The 20,563-nt window shown below is 65.8% G+C and carries 15 protein-coding genes; 4 read left to right on the top strand and 11 right to left on the bottom strand.

Annotated elements, in window-relative coordinates; all coding sequences use genetic code 11:
- Positions 1-139 precede the first annotated feature (139 nt).
- The 9 genes from xth to FJ419_RS25340 form a co-directional block, all read right to left on the bottom strand.
- On the bottom strand, positions 140-913 hold the full coding sequence (gene xth, locus FJ419_RS25390) for an exodeoxyribonuclease III (protein WP_140699644.1): 774 nt from the start codon (positions 911-913) through the stop codon (positions 140-142).
- A gap of 168 nt (positions 914-1,081) precedes the next feature.
- The gene (locus FJ419_RS25385) at positions 1,082-1,738 is read right to left on the bottom strand and encodes an alpha/beta fold hydrolase (protein WP_140699641.1); all 657 of its coding nucleotides are present in this window, start codon (positions 1,736-1,738) and stop codon (positions 1,082-1,084) included.
- A gap of 55 nt (positions 1,739-1,793) precedes the next feature.
- Positions 1,794-2,891 (bottom strand): tetratricopeptide repeat protein, encoded by a 1,098-nt coding sequence (locus FJ419_RS25380; protein ID WP_140699713.1) that lies wholly within the window; start codon positions 2,889-2,891, stop codon positions 1,794-1,796.
- A 17-nt stretch (positions 2,892-2,908) separates the two neighbouring features.
- On the bottom strand, positions 2,909-3,817 hold the full coding sequence (locus tag FJ419_RS25375) for a Ku protein (RefSeq protein WP_140699639.1): 909 nt from the start codon (positions 3,815-3,817) through the stop codon (positions 2,909-2,911).
- 434 nt (positions 3,818-4,251) lie between these two features.
- Positions 4,252-6,750, bottom strand: a complete 2,499-nt coding sequence (ligD, locus tag FJ419_RS25365) for a DNA ligase D (RefSeq protein WP_140699636.1) — start codon at positions 6,748-6,750, stop codon at positions 4,252-4,254.
- 262 nt (positions 6,751-7,012) lie between these two features.
- Positions 7,013-7,237, bottom strand: coding sequence for a hypothetical protein (locus FJ419_RS25355; protein ID WP_140699633.1), 225 nt, complete (start codon positions 7,235-7,237; stop codon positions 7,013-7,015).
- 96 nt (positions 7,238-7,333) lie between these two features.
- Positions 7,334-8,554 (bottom strand): GNAT family N-acetyltransferase, encoded by a 1,221-nt coding sequence (locus FJ419_RS25350; RefSeq protein ID WP_246679363.1) that lies wholly within the window; start codon positions 8,552-8,554, stop codon positions 7,334-7,336.
- A gap of 9 nt (positions 8,555-8,563) precedes the next feature.
- The gene (locus FJ419_RS25345) at positions 8,564-9,871 is read right to left on the bottom strand and encodes a hypothetical protein (RefSeq protein ID WP_140699631.1); all 1,308 of its coding nucleotides are present in this window, start codon (positions 9,869-9,871) and stop codon (positions 8,564-8,566) included.
- Entirely contained in the window at positions 9,868-11,052 is a 1,185-nt protein-coding gene (locus FJ419_RS25340; protein ID WP_140699628.1) for a glycosyltransferase family 4 protein, read from the bottom strand. Before FJ419_RS25340 ends, FJ419_RS25345 begins: the two co-directional genes overlap by 4 nt.
- 354 nt (positions 11,053-11,406) lie before the next feature.
- On the opposite strand from FJ419_RS25340, the gene FJ419_RS25335 reads away from it, so the two are divergent.
- The gene (locus FJ419_RS25335) at positions 11,407-12,594 is read left to right on the top strand and encodes a DUF1972 domain-containing protein (protein ID WP_246679358.1); all 1,188 of its coding nucleotides are present in this window, start codon (positions 11,407-11,409) and stop codon (positions 12,592-12,594) included.
- On the top strand, positions 12,591-13,862 hold the full coding sequence (locus tag FJ419_RS25330) for a cellulase family glycosylhydrolase (RefSeq protein ID WP_140699621.1): 1,272 nt from the start codon (positions 12,591-12,593) through the stop codon (positions 13,860-13,862). Before FJ419_RS25335 ends, FJ419_RS25330 begins: the two co-directional genes overlap by 4 nt.
- 81 nt (positions 13,863-13,943) lie before the next feature.
- Here the strand turns inward: FJ419_RS25330 and FJ419_RS25325 are convergent, their stop codons facing one another.
- Both FJ419_RS25325 and FJ419_RS25320 read right to left on the bottom strand, forming a co-directional pair.
- Positions 13,944-15,209 (bottom strand): VpsF family polysaccharide biosynthesis protein, encoded by a 1,266-nt coding sequence (locus FJ419_RS25325; protein WP_246679380.1) that lies wholly within the window; start codon positions 15,207-15,209, stop codon positions 13,944-13,946.
- A gap of 55 nt (positions 15,210-15,264) precedes the next feature.
- Entirely contained in the window at positions 15,265-17,358 is a 2,094-nt protein-coding gene (locus FJ419_RS25320; protein WP_140699617.1) for a Wzz/FepE/Etk N-terminal domain-containing protein, read from the bottom strand.
- A 238-nt stretch (positions 17,359-17,596) separates the two neighbouring features.
- Here FJ419_RS25320 and FJ419_RS25315 point away from each other — a divergent pair, with 238 nt between their 5' ends.
- Positions 17,597-19,129: a formyl transferase gene (locus FJ419_RS25315; RefSeq protein WP_140699614.1), complete on the top strand. Its 1,533-nt coding sequence runs from the start codon at positions 17,597-17,599 to the stop codon at positions 19,127-19,129.
- Complete coding sequence (locus tag FJ419_RS25310) at positions 19,126-20,388, top strand: NAD(P)/FAD-dependent oxidoreductase (RefSeq protein WP_140699611.1); 1,263 nt, start codon at positions 19,126-19,128, stop codon at positions 20,386-20,388. Before FJ419_RS25315 ends, FJ419_RS25310 begins: the two co-directional genes overlap by 4 nt.
- Positions 20,389-20,563: the final 175 nt, after the last annotated feature.

Genomic DNA, 20,563 nt, shown 5'->3' with positions numbered 1-20,563 from the left:
ATGCGCCATCGGATGAACTAGGCAGGAGCTGCGCGCCGTCAATTGGCGAAGGCGCGGAAGCCGCTGATCTTTTCCCCGGAGAGATTGTCTGTCACGCGGGCCTTCGCCAATCGCCTAAGCCATTCCGGCGCCCCGGCACTCACCCTAGTTCCACCCAGACCGGCGCGTGATCGCTGGGGTTTTCCCTTCCCCGGACCTCGCGGTCGATGCCTGCCCCTTTCAGTTTTCGAGCGAGCTTTTTCGATAACAAGATGTGGTCGAGCCTCAGGCCGGCATCGCGCGGCCAGCGGTTCCGGCGATAGTCCCAGAAAGTGTAGAGCCTCTCCTCCTTGGGGAAGATCTTTCGCAGCGCGTCTGTCCAGCCCTGCGCGATCAGCGCGGCGAAGGCGGTGCGGCTTTCAGGCTGCACCAGCGCGTTGTCGTCATAGGAGCGGGTCTCATAGATGTCGCGCGGCTCGGGCACGATGTTGAAGTCGCCGGCGAGCACCACCGGCAGGCCGGTGTCGAGGAGCTCAACCGCATGCGCGGCGAAGCGCTCGTGCCAGGCGAGCTTGTAGTCGAATTTCGGCCCCGGTCGAGGATTGCCGTTCGGCGCGTAGAGGCAGGCGATGACGACGCCGTCGACCGCTGCCTCGATGTAGCGGGCCTGGCGGTCGGCATCGTCGCCGGGCAGCGCATCGCGCGTCAGCACAGGCTCGGCGCCGCGCGCGAGGATCGCGACGCCGTTCCAGCTCGGCTCGCCCTTCCACACCGCGCCATAGCCGGCCTTCGCGAGCCGGGTCAGCGGAAACTGCGTGTCGCGCGTCTTCAGCTCCTGCAGGCAGACGACGTCGGGCTTTGCCTTGGCGAGCCAAGCCAGCAGGTTGTCCAGCCGGGTGTTGATGTTGTTGATGTTGAAGGTGGCGAGTTTCATTTACCGAAAAGCGCCCCTCGCTTCGTTATCCTCGGGCTTGACCCGAGGATCCATTCCGTGACCGTCGCCGCGGAACGCGGCGGGGCAGAATTCTGAACCGTTGCAATGCCTTAGCGTCACGGCATGGATTCCAGGGTCTGCGCGCGTCGCTCCGCTCCTTGCTTCGCCCTAGAATGACGACGCCGATGGCTGCGCCAGCTTGGCTTTTATAGTCTCTGCCACAGTATTCAGATGATCGCCCGCCGTAAAACCCGAGATCGCCTTGCGCGGTTTCAAATCATGGTCGCCGTCCTCCAGCCAGATCACCTCAATGGCAGGAGAAAGGCCGTAGGTCGCAACTTCTTCCTTGGTGCCGAACTCGTCGCGCGTGCCCTGGAAGATCAGTGTCGGCGTCTTCAGGTCGGCGAGATGCTTTGTCCGCAACTGCTCAGGCTTGCCCGGCGGATGGAAGGGATAGCCGAGACAGACCAGGCCGGCGATCTCGCCCTTGGCGAACATCTCGTCGGCGACCATCGAGGCGACACGGCCGCCCATCGACTTGCCACCTATGATCAGCTTTCCGGTCACGCCCTTGGCGCGCAGATCGGCGATTGCCTTCACATATTCCGGGTTCACCGTCTCGGCGCGCGGCGGCGGCTTGCGATGGCCGTAGCGGCGCGCGGCCATATAGTGGAACTCGAAGCGTGCGACCTGAAAGCCGGCGGCCGCGAGCGCCTTGGCGGTGGCGGTCATCGAGGTGGAATCCATCGGCGCGCCGGCGCCATGGGCGAGCAGGATGGTGACAGGGCCGGAGTCCGGGCCATCGAAGAGGAAGTGGGTCGTCATAGGACTGTTCTCGGCGCGACGGCGAAGCTGTCGCGATCGCCTCCGCCAACCATTCTCACCCCGCCGTCCGCGCCATATGCAGATCCACGAATTGTATGCCTTTCTGCGCGGTCCGCGCCCATTCGGACACCGCATCCAGCTCCAGATATCGCACCCACAGCCGGCGAGCCTCGGCCAGATTGCCCGCATCGAACTCCAGGCGCGCGAGGTTGAACACCGGATCGGCATAGGTCTTGTCGAGCGCAACAGCCTTCTGGAGATGCCTTCGCGCCGATGCCACCTTGCCCTCGTCGCTCATCAGGCCGGCGAGGTTGAACCAGGCCTCGACGAAGCCGGGGTCGAGCTTTATCGCGCGGGCATAATCATGCGCGGCTTCGGCAACCCGCCCGGCGCCGCGCAGGCAGTTGGCACGGTTGAAAGCGGCAATCGCATCCTTGGGATCGATCGCCAGGCAACGCTGGTAGAGCGCGGCCGCATCGTCGTGGCGCCCCTCCTCTTCCGCCATCTCGGCCTCGGCGAACAATTCCTCCAGGGTGTCATCCTCGGGTGAGCCGAGGTCGAACAAAAGCTGGCCGTCGAGCTCGCTCCTGCCTTCGTCGAGATAGATCGCATCCGGGCGGCCATGCTGCGAGCCGAGATTGAGCGACTTGGCGGTGAGCGAGGCGACCGGGCCGGAGCGATGCACCGAGCGCGCTATCGCGCCCCAAGTGGCGCCGCTGGCGATCAGCCCGGCATATTTGCGGGCAAGGATCAGGTCTCGGAAGGAATAGGGTTCGCCGTCATGCTCGAAGGCATCGAACAGCGACAGAAGGTCGAGTTCGTCGCCGGCGAGTCGCGACTGGTCGATCAGCGACTGCCTGGAGAGCGACGCGGCGCCGGGCGCCTTCATCAGCCCAAGCAAGCGCAGGAAACCGCTCTCGCTGATCAGCGCGCGGCCGGCTTCGCGCTCGACCTTCACGCGGCGCTCGATCTCGGCATCGCCGGATTTCGCCGCCTTGGCGAGAAGCGTGCGACCAAACACGACATGAGTGGTGCGGCGGGTGACGCCGCGCCTCAGCTCCGCATGGCGGCGCTCGACCTCGCGGGCAGCGAGGCGCAGCGGAAAGGCGGCCAGCGCGCCGATGACGCCGAAGACGGCGCCGGAAACGATCACTGGCCCTGCATTTCCCGTCACTTCTTGCTCTTGCCGACAGCCTTCAACAGGTTCGCCTTCAGCGGATTTTCAGGCGCGCCGCCGGCCGCCGCTTTCTTGGCGGGCTTGGCCGGCGCTTCCTCGGCCTTGCTCTTCGACCTGGCCGGGGGTTTCGCCTGCTGCGAGAGGCTCGCCTTCAGCGCATCCATCAGGTTGATGACGTTGCCACGCTCGGGCGCGGCCGCGATGATCGGCTTGTGGCCCTTCAGCTTCTCGCGGATCATCGCCATCAGCGCCACCTCGTAGCGATCCTCATAATTCTTCGGATCGAAATGGGTCTGCTTCTGCTTGATCAGCGCCTCGGCCAGCTGCAGCATTTCGGGATCCGGCTTGGCATCCGGGATGTTTCCGAAATATTCAGCTGTGCCGCGCACTTCGTTGGGATTTCTCAAGGTGCAGACGAACATGCCGTTCTCGCGCGCGCCGATCGTCACCACGCGTTCGCGGCTGGAGAGCACCAGGCGCGCGATGGCGAGCTTGCCGGACTTGCGCATCGCTTCCCGAAGCACCGCGAAGGTTTCCTCCGCCATGGCGCCGTCGGGCGCCAGATAATAAGGTGCGTCCTGGTAGATGACGTCGACCTCGCCCTCATCGACGAAAGCCTCGATGTTCATCGTGTGGTTGGATTCGATCCTGACCGCATCGAGATCGGCGTCATCGATGATGATGTACTGCTTGTCCTCATATTCGTAGCCGCGCACCAGGTCCGAACGCTCGACAAGGCCGAGCTCGGGATCGACCGGCTTCATGTTGATGCGGTTGTGCGTCTTCTTGTGCAGCTGATTGAACGAAATGCGCTCGCTCGCGCTGGTGGCCGGATAGAGCCGGACTGGACAGCTGACGAGGCTGAGCTTGAGATAACCTTTCCAACTTGCCCTGGGCGCCATGATGAACTCCTACGCGGCCATGCACTGACACTATGTTTGGAGCATGGTCTTGTCCAAAACCGGTTCCGGCTTTTTTAGGGACCATGCTCTTTGCAGCGCTTCGTCCGTAGGACGATCAGCGCCGTGGAAATCCTACACCGACCCCTGATTGTACTGCCGAATTCCTGACGAAGTGTTTTCTGGGGCGGTTAGCGCGGAGAATAGTTCAAATTGTAGCAAGCGTCGATGGAGATGGCACTGAGATGATGGCGGGACAGCGCCCCCCTCTGTCCTGCCGGACATCTCCCCCACGAGGGGAAATCAGATGTCACGCCGGCTTTCGCCAATCTCCAACGTCGCAAAGAGAGCGCCAGCGGCGAGGTTGCTGATCTCCCCCTTGTGGGGGAGATGCCCGGCAGGGCAGAGGGGGGCGCGAAGGAACGCGGCGCTCGCCGTTATCCTACCTTGTCAAACACAGGCAGATCCTTTGCCGCCTCGTCGATCTCTGCCCAGGGATCGCCAGATGTCTCCAACAGTCCCGGCAGCGAGGCGTAGTTCAGGTCCTCCGGCGCATCGATCGTCTCCAGGTCGGTCCAGCTCACCGGCGTCGAGGCCGGCAAATTGGTGCGGGCGCGCAGCGAATAGGGCGCGGCGGAGGTGTGACCGCGAGCGTTGCGGTGGAAGTCGATGAAGATGCGCTTCTTGCGGTTTTCCTTGCCCATGGTCGTGGTGAAGGTTTCGGGCGCGCTTGCCGCCAGCAAAGTCGAAATCGCGCTCGATGCCTGATGCAGTTTCTTCCAGTTCTGCTTTCGGGTCACCGGCACGGTGATGTGGATGCCCTTGCCGCCGGAGGTTTTGGCGAAAGGCACCAGTCCCAGGCTCTCCAGCCCGCCCTTGATGTGAACGGCGGCCTCCACCACCTCGCGCCAGGAAATCCCCTCGCCCGGGTCGAGGTCGAAGACGATCTGGTCGGGCCTGTCGAGTTTTGACCGGTGTGTGCCCCAGGTGTGGAATTCCACCACGCCGAATTGCGCCAGTGCCAGATAGCCCTTGGCGTCCTCGACCGAGAGATAGGTTTTTGTCTCGCCTTCCGAATTGATCGACTCGAACACGGCAACCGAAGGCGGCATGCCAGTGAAGGCGTGGCGCTGGAAGAAGCAGTCCTGCGGCTTGCCGGTCGGGCAGCGCACCAGCGACACCGGTCGGCCGATGATATGCGGCAGCATGAAATCGCCGACCAGCGCGTAATAGACGGCGATGTCGAGTTTTGTAGGCCCGGTCCTGCCGAATAGCCGCCGCTCCGGATTGGTGACCCAGATGGTGGCGAGGTCGGATTCGGCGATCAGCCGTTTGCGCTTGACCGGCACCGGCGTGGTCAGCCCGCCGATATCACGCAACCCGCGGAAGACGCCGTGCCGTATCGCATTGTCGGCGGTGCGGTTCGAATAGCGGATGCGTGCCGACAGCAGCGGCTTCACCCAATGCATCTCGCGCATGATCTCGCGCGGCACGCCTTCGGGCGGGGTCGCGCCGGCGGTCAGCCGCTCCAGACGGGCGAGCAGGTCCGTCGCCATGTCTGTGTCGAAACCGGTGCCGACCTTGCCGCGATAGTGCAGCTCACCATTTTCGAACTCAGCCATGCCGAGCGCCGCCAGTCCTTCCGCCCGGTCGGAAACGGTATAGCCGGCGATGACGAAATCGTCCGTCTTCTGCGCCTTGGCCTTGGTCCAGTTCTTGGTGCGGCCGCTCTGGTAGATTGCGTCGGCGCGCTTGGAGACGACACCTTCCAGCCCAAGGTCCGAAGCCTGATCGTACAGGCCCTGGCCGTCGCCCTCGACATGGTCGCTGTACTGGATGGCGGAATTGGCGGGCTGACCGGCGAGCAGTTCGGCGAGCAGGGCTTTGCGCTTCTGCAGCGGCACCTTGCGCAGATCCCAGCCGTCGAGATGGAGCAGGTCGAAGGCGTAGAAATGCAATTTGGAGCCGGCGCCCTCGGCCAGCGCGTCCTGCAGCAGCGCGAAGCGCGAGATGCCCTTGTCGTCGAGCACCATGATCTCGCCGTCGATGATCGCTTGGCCGATCGGCAGCCGCGAAAAGGCCTGCGGCAGATCGCCATAGCGTTTCGTCCAGTCGATGCCGCCGCGGGTGATCAACCGCACCTCGCCGCCCACGACATGCGCCATGGTGCGGTAGCCGTCGAACTTTATCTCATGCAACCAGAGCTCGCCCGTGTCCTCGGCAACGCTCGTGCCGCCCGGCGGCTTCGGCATCTGGCTGGCGAGTTGCGGCTCGATGCGGGCGGGTGGCTCGGCCCTAATCGCGCCGGGCAGCTCGCCCGGTTTGAGCGAGCCGACTTTCGGCGGCAGGCGCTCGCGCTTCCTCGGCGGCGCCGCCAGTTCCTCGATGCGGCGGCCGGTCTTCACGCTTTCGGGGCGCGCCTCGAGAATGTCGAGCTTTGTATCGGAGGCGATGTCGCGCTCTTTGAAGAGCAGCCAGTTCTTCTTGTTCTCGTCCTCGCCCGGCTTCGGCTTCAGCCGGGTCAGCATCCAGCCGCCATTCAGCTTCTCACCGGCCAGCCGGAACTTGAAGGCGCCGGTCCTGAGGCTTTTCTCGACATCCTCCATCGGCGCCCAGGTGCCGGTGTCCCAGACGATCATCGGCCCGCCGCCATATTCGCCCTCGGGGATGAGGCCCTCGAAATCGATATATTCGATCGGATGGTCCTCGGTCTCGACGGCGAGACGCTTGTCGGCCGGGTTGAGCGAGGGCCCGCGCGGCACCGCCCAGCTTTTGAGCACGCCGCCGACTTCCAGGCGCAGATCGTAATGGTCGGCGGTGGCGTGGTGCTTGTGGACGACGAAGCGGTTGCCGGCACCGGCGGACAGGGCGCCTGCCGGTTCGGGGGTGCGGGAGAATTCGCGCTTGGCGCGGTAGGGTTTGAGGTTGGCGGGCATGGGTCAGACGCCGAAGGGCGGAATAGAATGCGGCGAAAGCCGAGTTCCTTCGCGCCCCCCTCTGTCCTGCCGGACATCTCCCCCACGAGGGGGGAGATTGGATGTCGCGCCGGTTTTCGCCAATCGCCCACACTGCAGGAAAAGCGGTGCCGACGAAGCTGCTGATCTCCCCCCTTGTGGGGGAGATGTCCGGCAGGACAGAGGGGGGCGCTGTCCCGCCAGCATCTCGGATTTTCCTACATCGCGAAGCAAGGGATTTGGATCAATCGTCGGCGGCCGGCGTCAGCTCCAGCTCCGCCGGCGTCAGCCCTTGCCTCAGTTGCGAAAGCCGGAACTCGTCGACCCAGTAGACCTCGCCGTCGACCAGCACGCGGGCGCTGTAGGAGCCGCCGGAAAAGCGCTTCGCGGTCACATAGACCTTGTGGCGCTCAAGCGCGGTCTTCACCGCGGCGCGGCGGGACTTTTCTCTGGCGACGGGACTGGCCATGGCCTCACTCGAGCACGCTGCCGCTCCAACAGCGGCTGCCCATAAGGATGGCGGAGAGCGGGATGTGAGTCAATTTGCCGGGTGAAGGCGGCCCGTTCACCGCCCTGCACGCAGCCGCCGCCAGCGCTGCATCGCCTCCTGCGCGACCTTGAACAGGCGCGGGTTGGCGCGCACGAAAGCCACGCCCCGGCCACGGTATTTAATGGCCTCGCTCGCCGCCATGCCCTTAGGGGTGATGCCGTAGCAAAGTTCGGACAGAACCGACTTCACTGCGCCCATATGTTCCTTGTAGCTCTGGTTGCCGACCGACAGGTCGAAATAGTCGAACCCCTGCCCGCGTCCCCGTCTGATCAGCTCGCCCATGATGCAAAGTCCCGGCGAGACATTGGGAACCGCACCCTGGTCGATCGCGACCAGCAGCGCGTGCAGGGTGCCCAGATGGACCGCCAGATATTGGACCGCGACAATCACGTCGCCAGCGCGCAGGCCGAAGATCCGCACCGAACCATCGGTAAGGCCGCGATGCGCGGCCTTGCGGTAGAAATCGACCACCGGCGGCTGCGCCAGCAGATCGAAGCGGCCGAGCTCGCGAAAACGGCTGAGCCGCATCTCGACCAGCTTGTCGAAGGTGGAATCCACCAGGGCTGGCGTGTCGGCCTCGACCAGGGCCAGGCCGCCATTGCGATCGAGCCGGCGCAGATCCTTGTTGAGCGCCTTGACGAAGGACGGGCGACAGATGCGCTTGACGACGGTTTCGGCGTCGCCATCCATGGCGATGCCGTAGTGGGAATGTATGGAATCGCGCGCCGGAGAAAGCAGCGCCAGGGGATTGGCGATGCCGCCGATCTGTTTCGGGATACCGACGATATGGATGCGGTCGGCCGGCGGCAGCACGGAAAGCACCGCCGCCCATGCGGCCTCGGCGGATTGCCTGGTCCAGGGCGTCGCGTCGGCGAGCAACGGCGCGGAATAATCGCACACCCCGCAGCTCAGCCACTCGATCACCCAATGGTGGAATGCGCGGCGCCGCATCAACGGCACCAGCATCCTCAGCTCGCCCGTGGCGGCGTCCCTCACCTCGATCATGGCGAGATCGGCTTTTGGCGGCACAAGTCCTTCGACGATTCCTTCGGCCCAGGCGAAATGCTGGTGGCCGGTGCACACGCCCTCTGTCTCGAGACGCAGCCAGAGCGGTTTGACCGCTTCGAGGCTGGTGTGCAGCTGCGCCACATAAGCGCCGCCGGTGGCGTGCACTGCAGCCTCATCGCCGGCCAAGCCGGTCGTCATCGCGGCCATCGGCATTGCCTGGCTTGTCACATCATTCTCCTATCGTCTCTGCACTGCCAGCGTGGCCGCACGGCGCCAGGCGCCGAACACGCTGGGGCGCTGCTCGTTCGGGTGCTTGGAGTTCCACATACGGTGAGCAGCGAAATACCATGAGGCCACAAGCACGAAGGTCTCGGAGATCGCGGCTCCGGCCAGCGACCATGTCGACGGGGCGACGGCCAACAGAATCCCGATCGCCGCCAGCCCGACAATCGCGCCGGCCATGGTGATGAAGGCGACGATGCGGAAATCGCCAAGGATCTCGAGCACCACGCGCGGCATGACATAGGCCATGATCGGCACGAAGTTGGCGATGGCGAAAAGCCCGATCAAGCCGACCGAGGCATGCTGCAGCGCCTGGGATTTGATCATCGGCAAGATGAACAGGATGCCGCAACCATAGGCCAGGCTGCCGAGCCCCATGACGAGCGCCCAGACCTTCGCCTGCGTCCACACGCGGTCGAACTCCTTGTTGCGCGCCAGCTTTGCGAGTTCCGGCTGGGTCATGTTGGAGAAGGCAAGGCTGGAGATGCGCAGCGGCGCAAACAGCACCAGCACCGCCGCCAGCGGCGCATAGGCCGCGGGTCCGGCGATGCCGGCGACCAGCAGGGCCAGGCATTGCCCCTGGATGTTGGTGGTTGTGGCGCTGAACCCCGACCAGCGAAGCTGCGGCCAGAGCTTTGCATAGCGCCGCAAGGTCGGCGCACGAAAGGAGATACGCAGCCTGCGGCGCGCCAGCCTCACCAGCACTGCGATGCCGACCAAATTGGCCACGGCAAGCGCGTAGAAGGTGACCTGAAGCGCGTCCGCGAAGAGCCAGATCGCCGCTCCTGCGAGCACTATGCCAGCGATCGTGAACGCGGCGTCGCTGATGGAGACGACGAGCTGCATGCGGCGCGCGAAGAAGGCGGTGCGCATGTGGCTGCGCAGCGACCAAGCCCCGACGAAGCAGGCGGCGCCGATGCCGCTCGGGTCGCCCAGGAGGCGCATCAGCAGCCCGGTGCCCAATCCCATCAGCAGCGCCACCACCAGCGCCGCCGATCCGAAGGTCACGTCGTAGGCGTCGACGCCGGCGCTGTTGGCGCTTTTGCTCATCCATACGGTGGCGGGAACGGCGGTGAGCGAGCGGATATAGGACAAGCCGACGCCGCCCATTACCATGGCCAGTGCGAAGAGCCCATAACCTTCGGCCGACAAAAGATGCAGCAGCGCGATGTTCAGGGCGAAATGGAAGCCGCTCTGCATCGCCTCGCCACCGATCATCAACATGAGGCGCCGCACAAGATGGGCCGGGAAGGTGAACTTCACGGGCTCGTCTCCGCCTCGCGGGCGACACGCGCCCGCCCCTGCCGCGGCGGCGTCGCCTTCAGCTTGTCGGCCACTATCGCCACGATCGCGGCGGCGGCGATCGGCTCGCTGAAGACCGCCTCGTAGCGCGCGCGACCGGCGGCGGCGAAGCCGCGCCACAGATCGGGCCGCAGGATGATCTCGCCGAGCTTGCCGGCAAGGGCGGCGGCATTGCCCGGCGGCGCATGCCAGCCGGTCTCGCCGTCGGCCACCACTTCCACCAGCCCGCCGATCGCCGACACCAGCGGCGGCCGCCCCCAGCCCATCGCCTCGATGGCCACGCGGCCGAGCGATTCCGGGCGGCGCGACGGCACCGCGACGATGTCGGCCCAGCGGTAATGGTCGGTGGGGTCGGAGACGAAAGGCAGCACCTCGACATGCCCGTTCAGGCCCATGCGCCCAACCAGCTCGGCCAATGCCTGCTCGCGCTCGGCGCTTTCGAAGGCGCCACCGACGAGGCGGACCTCGACACGCTCGCGCAACTCGGCGGGGAGCGAGGCGACGGCTTCGAGCAGCACCTCCTGCCCCTTTATGCGGTTGACGCGGCCAAGCAGCAGGACCTTGAGCGGCCGGTTGCCGTCATAAGTCATCGGCAGTGCTGCGGCGGGACCGGCAACGCCGTTATAGACGACATGCGTGCGCAGCCCCTTGGCATCGAGGGCCGGCGGATCGCCGAAGGTGGCGCGCGTTGCGCGCGAGTTGAAGATGAGATCCGCCTTGCTCCAGCGCATCAAGGCGACAAGCACCTTGCGCAGGACGCCCTCGGGAATCTCGTGGATGTGCAGCAGCGCCTTGCGCGGCAGGAGCCGTGCGGCCAGCGCATAATCGGCGATGATCGAGGTGTTGATATAGGTCAGGTCGCTGCCCCGCATGCGCCGCCAGGCCCGCCAGAGCGCCGCCGGCAGCCGCGCCATCTCGACGGTGGCGAGCTTGAGCATCGCCTGGCGCCTGAGCACCCAGAGCGGTTCGAACACGATGCGGCTGGCATGCGGCTTGAGGATATCGACGATCGGTCCCTCGCGCGGCAGCACGACCTCGATCTCGGCGGCCGGAAACGCGGCGCGCAGCGCTGCCACGCTCTCCGCGAAGCTGCGGTCCGAACCATAGAGCTCGTAGCCCTGATGAACGCAGGCTATGCGCATTGCTATCTTTCCACCTTGCACCCCGAGTCCGCTCAGCACCGGACCCTTCAAGCGCGGAAGGAACTTCATGCCAAATCCGCACGCCGCTCTACCAGCGGTGGCCACTGCAGGCCCGGGAGCAAGGATCGTGCCGGTCCCGAATGTCCGGCCGCGACCCAGGAACCCCAGCCGTGCCCCATATCGATACAGATACGTGGCGAAAGTTGACCGATGATGAAGCAAGCGAGGTAGCTTGAAGAGAAATTTTACACCTTCATGTGAATATTCGCCCTGGGGCTACCCTGGCACGGAAGTTGCTGGGCGTGTCATTGCCGTAAACAACAACTATGACCGGACCCTGGGGATTCCTTTATTTTGAAACCGGAACGACCTTTCACCCTGATCGAAAAGCCTTCGATCCTGATCCTGGGGACGCGCGGCATTCCGGCTTCTCACGGCGGCTTTGAAACCTTCGCCGAGCGGCTGGCGCTTTTCCTGGTTGGACGCGGCTGGAAGGTCGGCGTCTACTGCCAGAAGGAGGTCGGGCGCGTCGGGCAAAGGGTGACGAGCGAGACCTGGCGCGGCATCGAGCTCATCACCATCGAGGTCGCTTCCAAGGGCCCCCGCGCGACACTGGAATTCGACTGGCAATGCGTGCTCGACGCCGCCAGGCGGCCGTGCGTGTGCCTGGTGCTCGGCTATAATGGCGCGGTCTTCCTGACCTGGCTCAGGCTCATGCGGCGCAAGATCATCACCAATATGGACGGGATCGAGTGGCGGCGGCCGAAGTGGGGGCCGGCGGCGCGCAGCTGGTTCTGGCTCAACGAATGGATCGCCGCCTGGGTCTCGCATCGGCTTATCGCCGATCACCCGGCGATCGCCGACCATCTGGCGACAAGGCGACGGCGCGGCGCCATCGCCACCATCGCCTATGGCGCGGACCCGGTGACCTCGGCGCCGGAATTGCCCGTTCGCGCGCTCGGGCTCGAGCCAGGCAAATATCTGGTCTCGATCGCGCGGATCGAACCCGACAACAACATCCTGCCAATCATCGAAGCCTTCCGCAGCCGCGATCGCGACGACATGAAGCTGGTGGTGCTCGGCACGCTCGACGATGACATTCCCTACCACCGCGCCGTGCGCGCGACGGCAGGCACCACGGTGATCATGCCCGGCGCGATCTACGATCGGGCGACGGTGCAGGCGCTGCGCTATCATGCGCGCGCCTATATGCACGGCCACACGGTGGGCGGCACCAACCCCTCGCTGGTCGAGGCGCTTGCCGCCGGCAACATGGTGATCGCGCATGACAACCGCTACAATCGCTGGGTCGCCGGCGAGGCGGCGATTTACTTCAGCGACACCGACAGCCTGAGCCAGCGGATCGACGAGGTGCTGGCCGACGACGCGCTGGTGGCGCGCTGCAGCAAGACGGCGCGAACGCGGGCCCGCGAGGCTTTCCGCTGGGAAGACGTGCTCATTGCCTACGAGAAGGAAGCGCTGCGGCAACTCGGCGTCACCACCGCCGTGCCGGCGAAAGCCGACCGCGCCAAGCACGCATGACCGGTTGGTCGCGCCGCCGGGTCCTCGGCGCGGCGCTGGCCGCGGCAATAGCGCCGCTGGCGAGCGTGGTTCCGCCACTGTCATCTCCAGCGCGTGCCGCCGGCGCATGGCCTTTCAGGCGCGGCGTCAATACCTGGCCCTGGTTTGCGCTGACGCGCGAATTTCCTGCACCCCGCACCGACTATGACTGGCCGCCTTTCCAGTCGCAGCGGCCGGTGCCGACGCCGGCCGACCTTGCCCGGCTGCGCGCCAGCGGGCTCGACTTCATCCGCCTGCCTGTCGATCCGGGGCCGTTCCTGGCCGCCGACGCGGGCGAGCGCGCCGACCTCATGGCGATGCTGAGCGCGGCGGTCGAGGCAGCGCTCAGCGCCGATCTCGGCATCATCGTCAATATACAAGCCAACGGCGCCACGCATTACTGGAATCCCGACCGCATGTATTCCAGCACCGGCGCGCCGGAATTCGCGCGCTACCAGGTCTTCGTCGGCGAGGTTGCCGGCATGCTGGCGGACATGGCGCCCGGCAGGATAGCGCTGGAGCCGGTCAACGAGCCGCCGCAGGACTGCTCCTCCGGGCTGTGGCCCAAGGTGCAGGCGATGCTGCTGAGCGCGGCGCGGGCCTCGGCGCGCAACCTGCCGCTGCTCGCCACCGGCGGCTGCGGCTCGATGGTGCGGGGCCTCGCCGCGCTCGATCCGGCGCCGCTGGCGGCCTACGAGCCGATCCTGTTCACCTTCCATTTCTACGAGCCCTACCTGTTCAGCCATCAGGGCGCGCCGTGGATGCGCGAGCCGGTCTACCGGGCGCTGAACAATGTGCCGTGGCCAGCCTCCGCCGGGACGCTGGAAAGAACGCTGGCCTCGGTCAGGACAAGGATGGCGCAGGATTCCGAGAGATCGGACGAGGCCAAGAAAGCCGCCTACGAAGAGACCGAAAAGGTGCTCAAAGTCTATTTCGATGCGCAGCCCGACCGCCGCTTCATCGACCGCTACCTCAGGCAGGTGAGCGACTGGGCGCAAACCCATGGCATCGCGCGCGAGCGCATCATCATGGGCGAGTTCGGCGCGTTGCGAACCGATGCACGATACACAGCCGCGCCCAATCCGGACCGCGCCCGCTACATCGGCGATGTCCGGCAGAGCGCCGAAGCCTTCGGCTTTCCCTGGGCATTCTGGGACCTGTTCGACGGCATGGGCATGATGGACGACACCACCCGCGCGCTCGACCCGGCGATGGTCGAGGCGCTGGGGCTGAGGATGCCGCGCGCTTGATTTGCTGAATCGCCAAACCGCGATAAGAGTTTGGTTTCATGTAAGAGCGGCCGAAAAGTCAGCGCTTGTCTCGCGGCGTTCCTACGCCTGCGTCCTTTGACGCGCAACAGGCCTCACCGGCCGATAAAGCGCCAGCGCTATAGCCACGAATTTGGTCATCAGCGTCGTCTTGGAGGCGATGCTTTCGGAGGTGTTGAGCAGGATGAGCCAACCCAGCATCGGCAGCCAGATGCCCGAATGGCAGCGGCGCGCGACCTCGTGCATGAACAGCGCGAAGCCGAAGAAGATCAAAAGCGTGAAGAACGCCCCCTGATAGAGCGTCAGACGCAGGATCGGATTCTCGATGCCCTGCTCCAGGCCGGTGATGCGGCGCATGCTGTCGAGCAGGTCGACATCAGGCCCGACGATCAGGTCGCGCAATTCCAGATGCCTGAAGAGATCGAACATCTCGACGCGGGCGTTGGCGCTGCCGCTGTCGGAGACGAAACGTTCTAGCAGCGCGTCGAAGAAGCCATAATAGCCGGCAAGCCCGATGGCCAGCGGCAGCAGCGCGGCGAGCATGATCACCAGCGCGGCGCCCAAAAGATTGACGCGCCCGGTGCTGAGCTGCGCCACCCCGCGGATGAGCACATAGACGCCGCCGAGCAGGATCGTCAGCACCATGCCCGAGCGGCCGCCGAAGGCGACCAGCGCGCAGAACTGCAGGCCGACAAGCGCCAGCCTGAGCGGCGTCGACAGGGAACGCGAGCCGGACAGAAGCGACAGCACATAGATCGAGGTGACCGTGGCATTGGAGAGCGGGTGCCCCTGCAGCGCCGTCGAGCGCAGATCGTTGACGAACACCGCGCCGTCGAACCTGTAGGGGAACACCAGATGCTTGGTGCCGAACTCGAACAGCGCCAGCAGTGCGTTCGCGGTCATGACGACATGGATGACCGCCTGCAGCCAGGCAAAGGTCTTCTCGTCATCCTCGCTCAGCAGCAGCACGATCAGCGCCGGGGCGACGAAAGTGTCGATCATGCCGGCCATGCCGGGGCGCTGCCTGAGGATGACGACGAAAAGAAGCACGGTCGAGATCACCGCCATCAGCGTCGTGGCCGGCCGCTTGTTGGCGACGTAGACGGCATAGCCGACCGGATTGCCGAAGGTGCAGGAGCGCCAAACGAAGGCGAGCACGAAGAGATAGGTGGACGGGTGGATCTTGCTCAGCGGGCTGCCTTGCAGGCCGTCGTAATTATAGCCTGCGAGCCACAGCATGCCGCCGGAGACGGAAAACAGAAGCAGCACCGCGATAGTCAGGCCAAGACGGGTCAGCGTGTCGACTGGGACAGTGCGCGGGCCCGCCATGCCATAGCCCGAAGCCGGAACAGGCCGGGCGGGACCAGCCAGGATCGAGGCCATGTCAGGCCGCCTCGTCGACCAGCATGGCGCCGGTCGGCAGCCGCCCCATGACGGAGACCGCTTCCGAGGTCGCGGCGACGTCGCGCATCGACGTCGCGTTCAGCCTGGCGACGAGCAGGATCTCGTCGGCCATTGCGACCAGCGGCAGGACGTTGAGGTCGTCGGCAAGCGCGCCGCCGTCGACGACAACGAGCTCGAAGCTGTGACTGGCCTCGGCCAACATGCGATGGGCGAAATAGAGCGCCTGCGCTTCCTGGAACACCGCGGTCGGCCGCCCCCGGCTGACCAGCGCCACGGAACTGCCTGGTGCATAGCGGCTGACCGCGTCGAGCGGATATTCGCCGCGCAGCACGTCGAGCACGCCGGGCTGCGGGTCCTTCTGGCCCTTGCCGGCATTGATGTCGATGAACAGCACGCGGCGCCCCCTGGCCGCCGCCGCGTTGGCGAGCTGCCATGCCACCCTCGACCGTTCAGCCTTATCCTCGGGCGGCGACGCCACCAGGATGGAGGGTACCAGCGGCCAGTCCGGCGGGCGCCTGGTAGCGGCGGCGATGCGCTGCAGCGCGAGCCCGGCCACGGCGTCGGTCTTCTGGGCCGCAGCGCCGGAGCGGCGGCGCCCCCTGCCCGGCAGGACGCCCAGCACCGGCGCCTCGATGGCCGACTGCATCTGATTGGCGGAAAGCACGGTCGGCGAGAGATATTCGGCGATCAGCGCCATGCCGATGCCCAGCGCCAGCCCGCCGAAGATGGCGCCGAAGATAAGCAGCCCCTTCGGCGGCCAGCTCTTCTTCAGCGCCGGCATGGCCTGCGAGATGATGCGGGCATTGGTGCTGTTGACGTTAGTCTGCTCGCGCGTTTCCTGGGCCCGCTGCAGGTAATTGGCATAGACGGTGCGCACGGCGTCGAGATCGCGCTGCAGCTCGCGCAGCCTGACCGAGGCCTGGTCGGTGTCGAGCGACTTGCCTTTCAGGGACGCCACCTTGGTCTCCAGCGCCTTCTGGTTGGCCGACGCGCGCTCGTAATCGGTCTCGGCGGCGGTAACGAGGCGGCCGAGTTCACGCGAAATTAGCTTGCGCAGGTCGCTGAGCTGCTGCTGCGCGGAGATCATCGAGGGGTGGCGTGGCCCGAGCTCGGTGCCGAATTGCGATATCTGGTCGACCAGCGTCGCCTCCTGCGCCCTGAGGCTCGCAATCACCGGCGAGCGCATCGCTTCCGATGTCGCGTCCGGCGCGCCGCCCTGCCGGCGCAGCTGGTCGACCTGCGCCTTGAGCTGGGCCGTACGGGTCTGGGCGGCTGTCAATTGCGTGTTGAGATCGGTCAGTTCCTGGTCGCTGACCAAATTGCCGGCCGCCATCACCATGTTGTGCTCGGCCTTGTAGGTCTCGACGGCGTTGGCAGCCTGCTCGACGCGGTTGCGCTGGTCTTCCAGCCGGGCGCTGATCGCGTCGGAGGCGTCGGCCGCGGCCTTCGAGCGCGCTTCGGCCTGGTCGTCGAGATAGGCCTGCGCGATGGCGTTGGCGAGTTCGGCCGCCAAGTCGGCGCTCTTGGCCGTGATGATGATGTTGAGCACCAACACCTTGTCGTCTCGCTTCACCGCCAGGCGGCGGCGCAGCGCGTCGAGCGTTTCGGCTGTCCTGTCGCCGTCGCCCGAGCCGAAGAACATGCCCAGCCAGCCGCCGAGCCCGCCCTGCCCGTTGAAGTCCGGGTTCTCGGTCAGGTTGGTCGCCTTGATAGCGCGCAGCAGGACGCCGTTCGATTGCGCCACGCTTACCTGGCTTTCGACCTGGGTGATGCCGCCATCGGGCGAGATGCGGCTCGGATTGACGTCGTTGGTGACGACCTGGAGGTCTTGCGGATCGATGATGATCTGCGCCGTCGAGGAATAGAGCGCCGGCGTCAGGAAGGCGTAGATCAGCGTTGCGATGGTGAGCAGCGCGACGGTCGCGAAGATCAGCTTGCGGCGGCGCAGCAGGATGCGGCCGAGATCGCCAAGCTCGACCGTAGCGGGCGCGGGCGCAGGCGCGTAATAGGCCGGCGCCGGCGCGATCGCCTCCGGAGCGTTTTGCTGAGGCACCATGAGCAGGGGTGATTGCAAAGGTCGCTCCGAAAACGCTCCATCGGCCGGCAACGAGAAATGCGGCGTTGGTCTAGCTATTCCCGGCAACGATTAAAACACTGTTAATTATGTTCATAAATTGAGGCTGCTCTGGCACGAAGTTTGCACCAACGCAGTAGAATCTAAGTGCAGCCTAAATTGGAGACATCGTGCGCATGCGGCGGGAATTTGATCTGGCCAGCCGGGTCGCCGGCACCGGATGTGGCCGGGGCTGGCGATGCGCCTGACCCTGCGCCTCGACGGCGATTGCGTGCGCGCTTTTCATGTGGCGCTGGCCGAGCGGTTGTCGCTGCTGCCTGGCGTGGAGCTTGCCGTCGACGCCCGTCCGGCGGCGGGCGGCGTGCCGCGCGCAGCCGAAGCGCTGTTCCAGCTTGAGACGCTGATCCATCGCCTGCCCGCCAATGGGACGGCCAGGCGTGTGCCGCTTTCGGCACTGGCCGGCCATGCGAGAGCGTCCGCGCCGGCCGACCTCACTATCGATCTCATCGGCGACGTCGAGCCGCAGGGCAGACGCGTCTGGCGGCTCGCCTATGACGGCGTCTGCGGCGAGCAGGCCCTCCTGGCGCTGATCCTTGCCGGCCGAACGCCGCTGGCCCGCCTGGAACAGAACGGCGCGACAGTCGCCGAGGGACGGCTCGGCACCGAATATCACGGCATCGCGCTGGCTTCCTTCCAGGACGTGCTGGCGCGCAGCGCCAGCCTGATCGTCGCGGCGGTCAACGGCGCCGCCCGCTCGTCGCTTCCGGTGCTGCCCGAGCCGCCATCCGAGACGGCGCCGGCAGCCATGCCGCCGGCCACGAAGCTCGGTGCGCGTGCGGCCAAGGCGACGGCACGCCGCATCGTCCAGCAGATATACCACCTGTGCTACAACGCCCCGCATTGGCGGGTCGGCTGGCGCGAGACCGGCGGCAAGGACCTCTACGAGCTGCGCGCTCATCCGCAATCCGGCTGGCGCGATTTGCCGGACGACGGCAGCCGCTTCTACGCCGACCCGTTCCCCGTGCTTTACCGCGGCCAGATGACATTGTTCGTCGAGGACTACATCCACCGCACCGGCAAGGCGATCCTGTCGGCAGTGGCGTTTGGCCCGTCCGGACCAGTCGGCACTCCGAAGCCGGTTCTGGAGCTGCCCTACCACCTCTCCTATCCCTTCGTGTTCGAGCGCGACGGCGAGATGTGGATGGTACCGGAAAGCTCCGCCAACCGGACCGTCGACCTCTACCGCGCCACCGCTTTCCCGGGCGGCTGGGTGAAGGAAGCGACGCTTCTGTCGGATATCGTCGCCAGCGACGCCACGCTCACCGAGCATGGCGGGCGCTGGTGGATGTTCGCCACCGTACGCGACGGCGGCGGCGCCTTCTCGGACCAGCTGCATCTGTGGTCGGCGCCGGATTTCCGCGGGTCGTGGACGCCGCACCCGAAGAACCCGGTTATGATCGACATCGCCTCGGCGCGGCCGGCGGGCCGTATGGTCAGCCGCGGCGGCCAACTCCTTCGCCCGGTGCAGGACTGCCGCAGGAGCTATGGCGCCGCGCTCGGCATCGCGCGCGTCACGCAGCTCGACGATAGCGGCATGGAACAGGTCGTCGAAACGATCCTCAACCCCGGTGCCGGCTGGGCCGGCCGCAAGCTGCATACACTGAATGAAGCGGGCGGGCTGGAATTCATCGATGGTTCGGCAATGGCGCCGCGCTGGAAACGCATGCAGAGGCAGGATTCCATGCCTAAGGGCGGTGGAGAAAAGACATGAGCATCGCAGAGGACCGCGAAGCAACCGCCGTGCCGGCCGGCCAGGCCGAGGTCGAAGTGGCGATCGTCGGCGCGGGGCTCGCCGGAACCGTGCTGGCGCTGTCGCTCGCCAAGGCGGGCCGCAAGATCGCGCTGGTCGATCCGCATCGTGTCCATCATGACGAATTCCGGGCCGAGAAAACCCGGGCGGAGCAGATGGGGCTGTTCGAGAAACTCGGCCTCGGCCCGGTTTTCAGGTCTCTCGTCACCCCGATGACAAACGTCCATGTCTTCCGCTTCGGCCAGCTGTTCGAGCGCAAGCAAGGCTGGGAGTACGCCTTTTCCTACACGCCGCTGGTCAACGGCCTGCGCGCGGCGCTGCCTCCGCAAGTGCCGCTGACGATCGGCAAGGTCGCGGAGGTCTCGACAGGACCGGACCGGCAGCGGCTGGTGCTCACCGACGGCTCCGTGATCGATGCCCGGCTGCTGGTCGTGGCCACCGGCTATAGCGAGGCGGTGCGGCGCACGATCGGCGTCGAGCGCGTCGAGGAATCGAAGGCGCATTCGCTGACGTTGGGGTTCGATCTCGCGGTCACGCCGCAGGAATTCGGCCTGCCGTCCCTCACCTTCTACGGAAGGCGGATCGCCGATCGCATTGCCTTTCTTACCATCTTCCGGATCGGCGAGCGGATGCGCGCGAACATGTTCGTCTACCGGACCGTCGCCGATCCGTGGGTGCGGTCGTTCCGCGAGGACCCGCAAAAGGTGCTCTTGGAGTTGATGCCGGAGATCGCAGCTCGATGCGGCAACTTCGCCGTCGCCAGCGAGGTCGAGGTGAGGCAGGTCGGCCTGACTACGACGCAGGGCCATCGGCGCGACGGTGTCGTCTTCATCGGCGATGCGTTCGCCACGACCTGCCCGGCGCAAGGCGACGGCATCCACCGGGTGCTGACCGATGTCGATTGCCTCAGCTCGACGCATATCCCCGCCTGGCTCGAGACGCCCGGCATGGCGGCCGACAAGATCTGTGCCTTCTACGACGATCCGACCAAGATCGCCGCCGACGCCAGGGCCATGCGCGCCAGCATCTACGCAAAGCGGATAACCACCGAGACGGGGCTTGAATGGCGGCTGCGCCGCCTGCGCAACAACACCGCGCGGCGCTTGATGATCTTTGCCCGTCGATTCCGCGAGGCGGGAAAATCGGGTGACGCCGGACCTGGCCCGGAGGGAACTGCTTTCGACCAAACCGGCAAGGCACCGGCCGGCCTGGGAACATGATCGTGAGCGATCTTACCAATCCGTAAGTCGCGATCCCTGGCAAAGCTGGTTTAGATCGTGGCGAGCAGTGTCTCCTGCTCGGCGGGACAGCACGCCCGTCGCTCCAATGGCCCGCTGCCGGCTCGGCGGCGGGCTAACGAGCGGCGGCACACAAGGGAAGGTGCCGGCTGCGCAA

Origin of the sequence: Mesorhizobium sp. B2-6-2, from assembly GCF_006440615.1 — a bacterium.
Taxonomy (GTDB): domain Bacteria; phylum Pseudomonadota; class Alphaproteobacteria; order Rhizobiales; family Rhizobiaceae; genus Mesorhizobium.
Note: the sequence above shows the minus strand (reverse complement) of the source record. Positions and strands in the feature narration are given on the sequence as shown.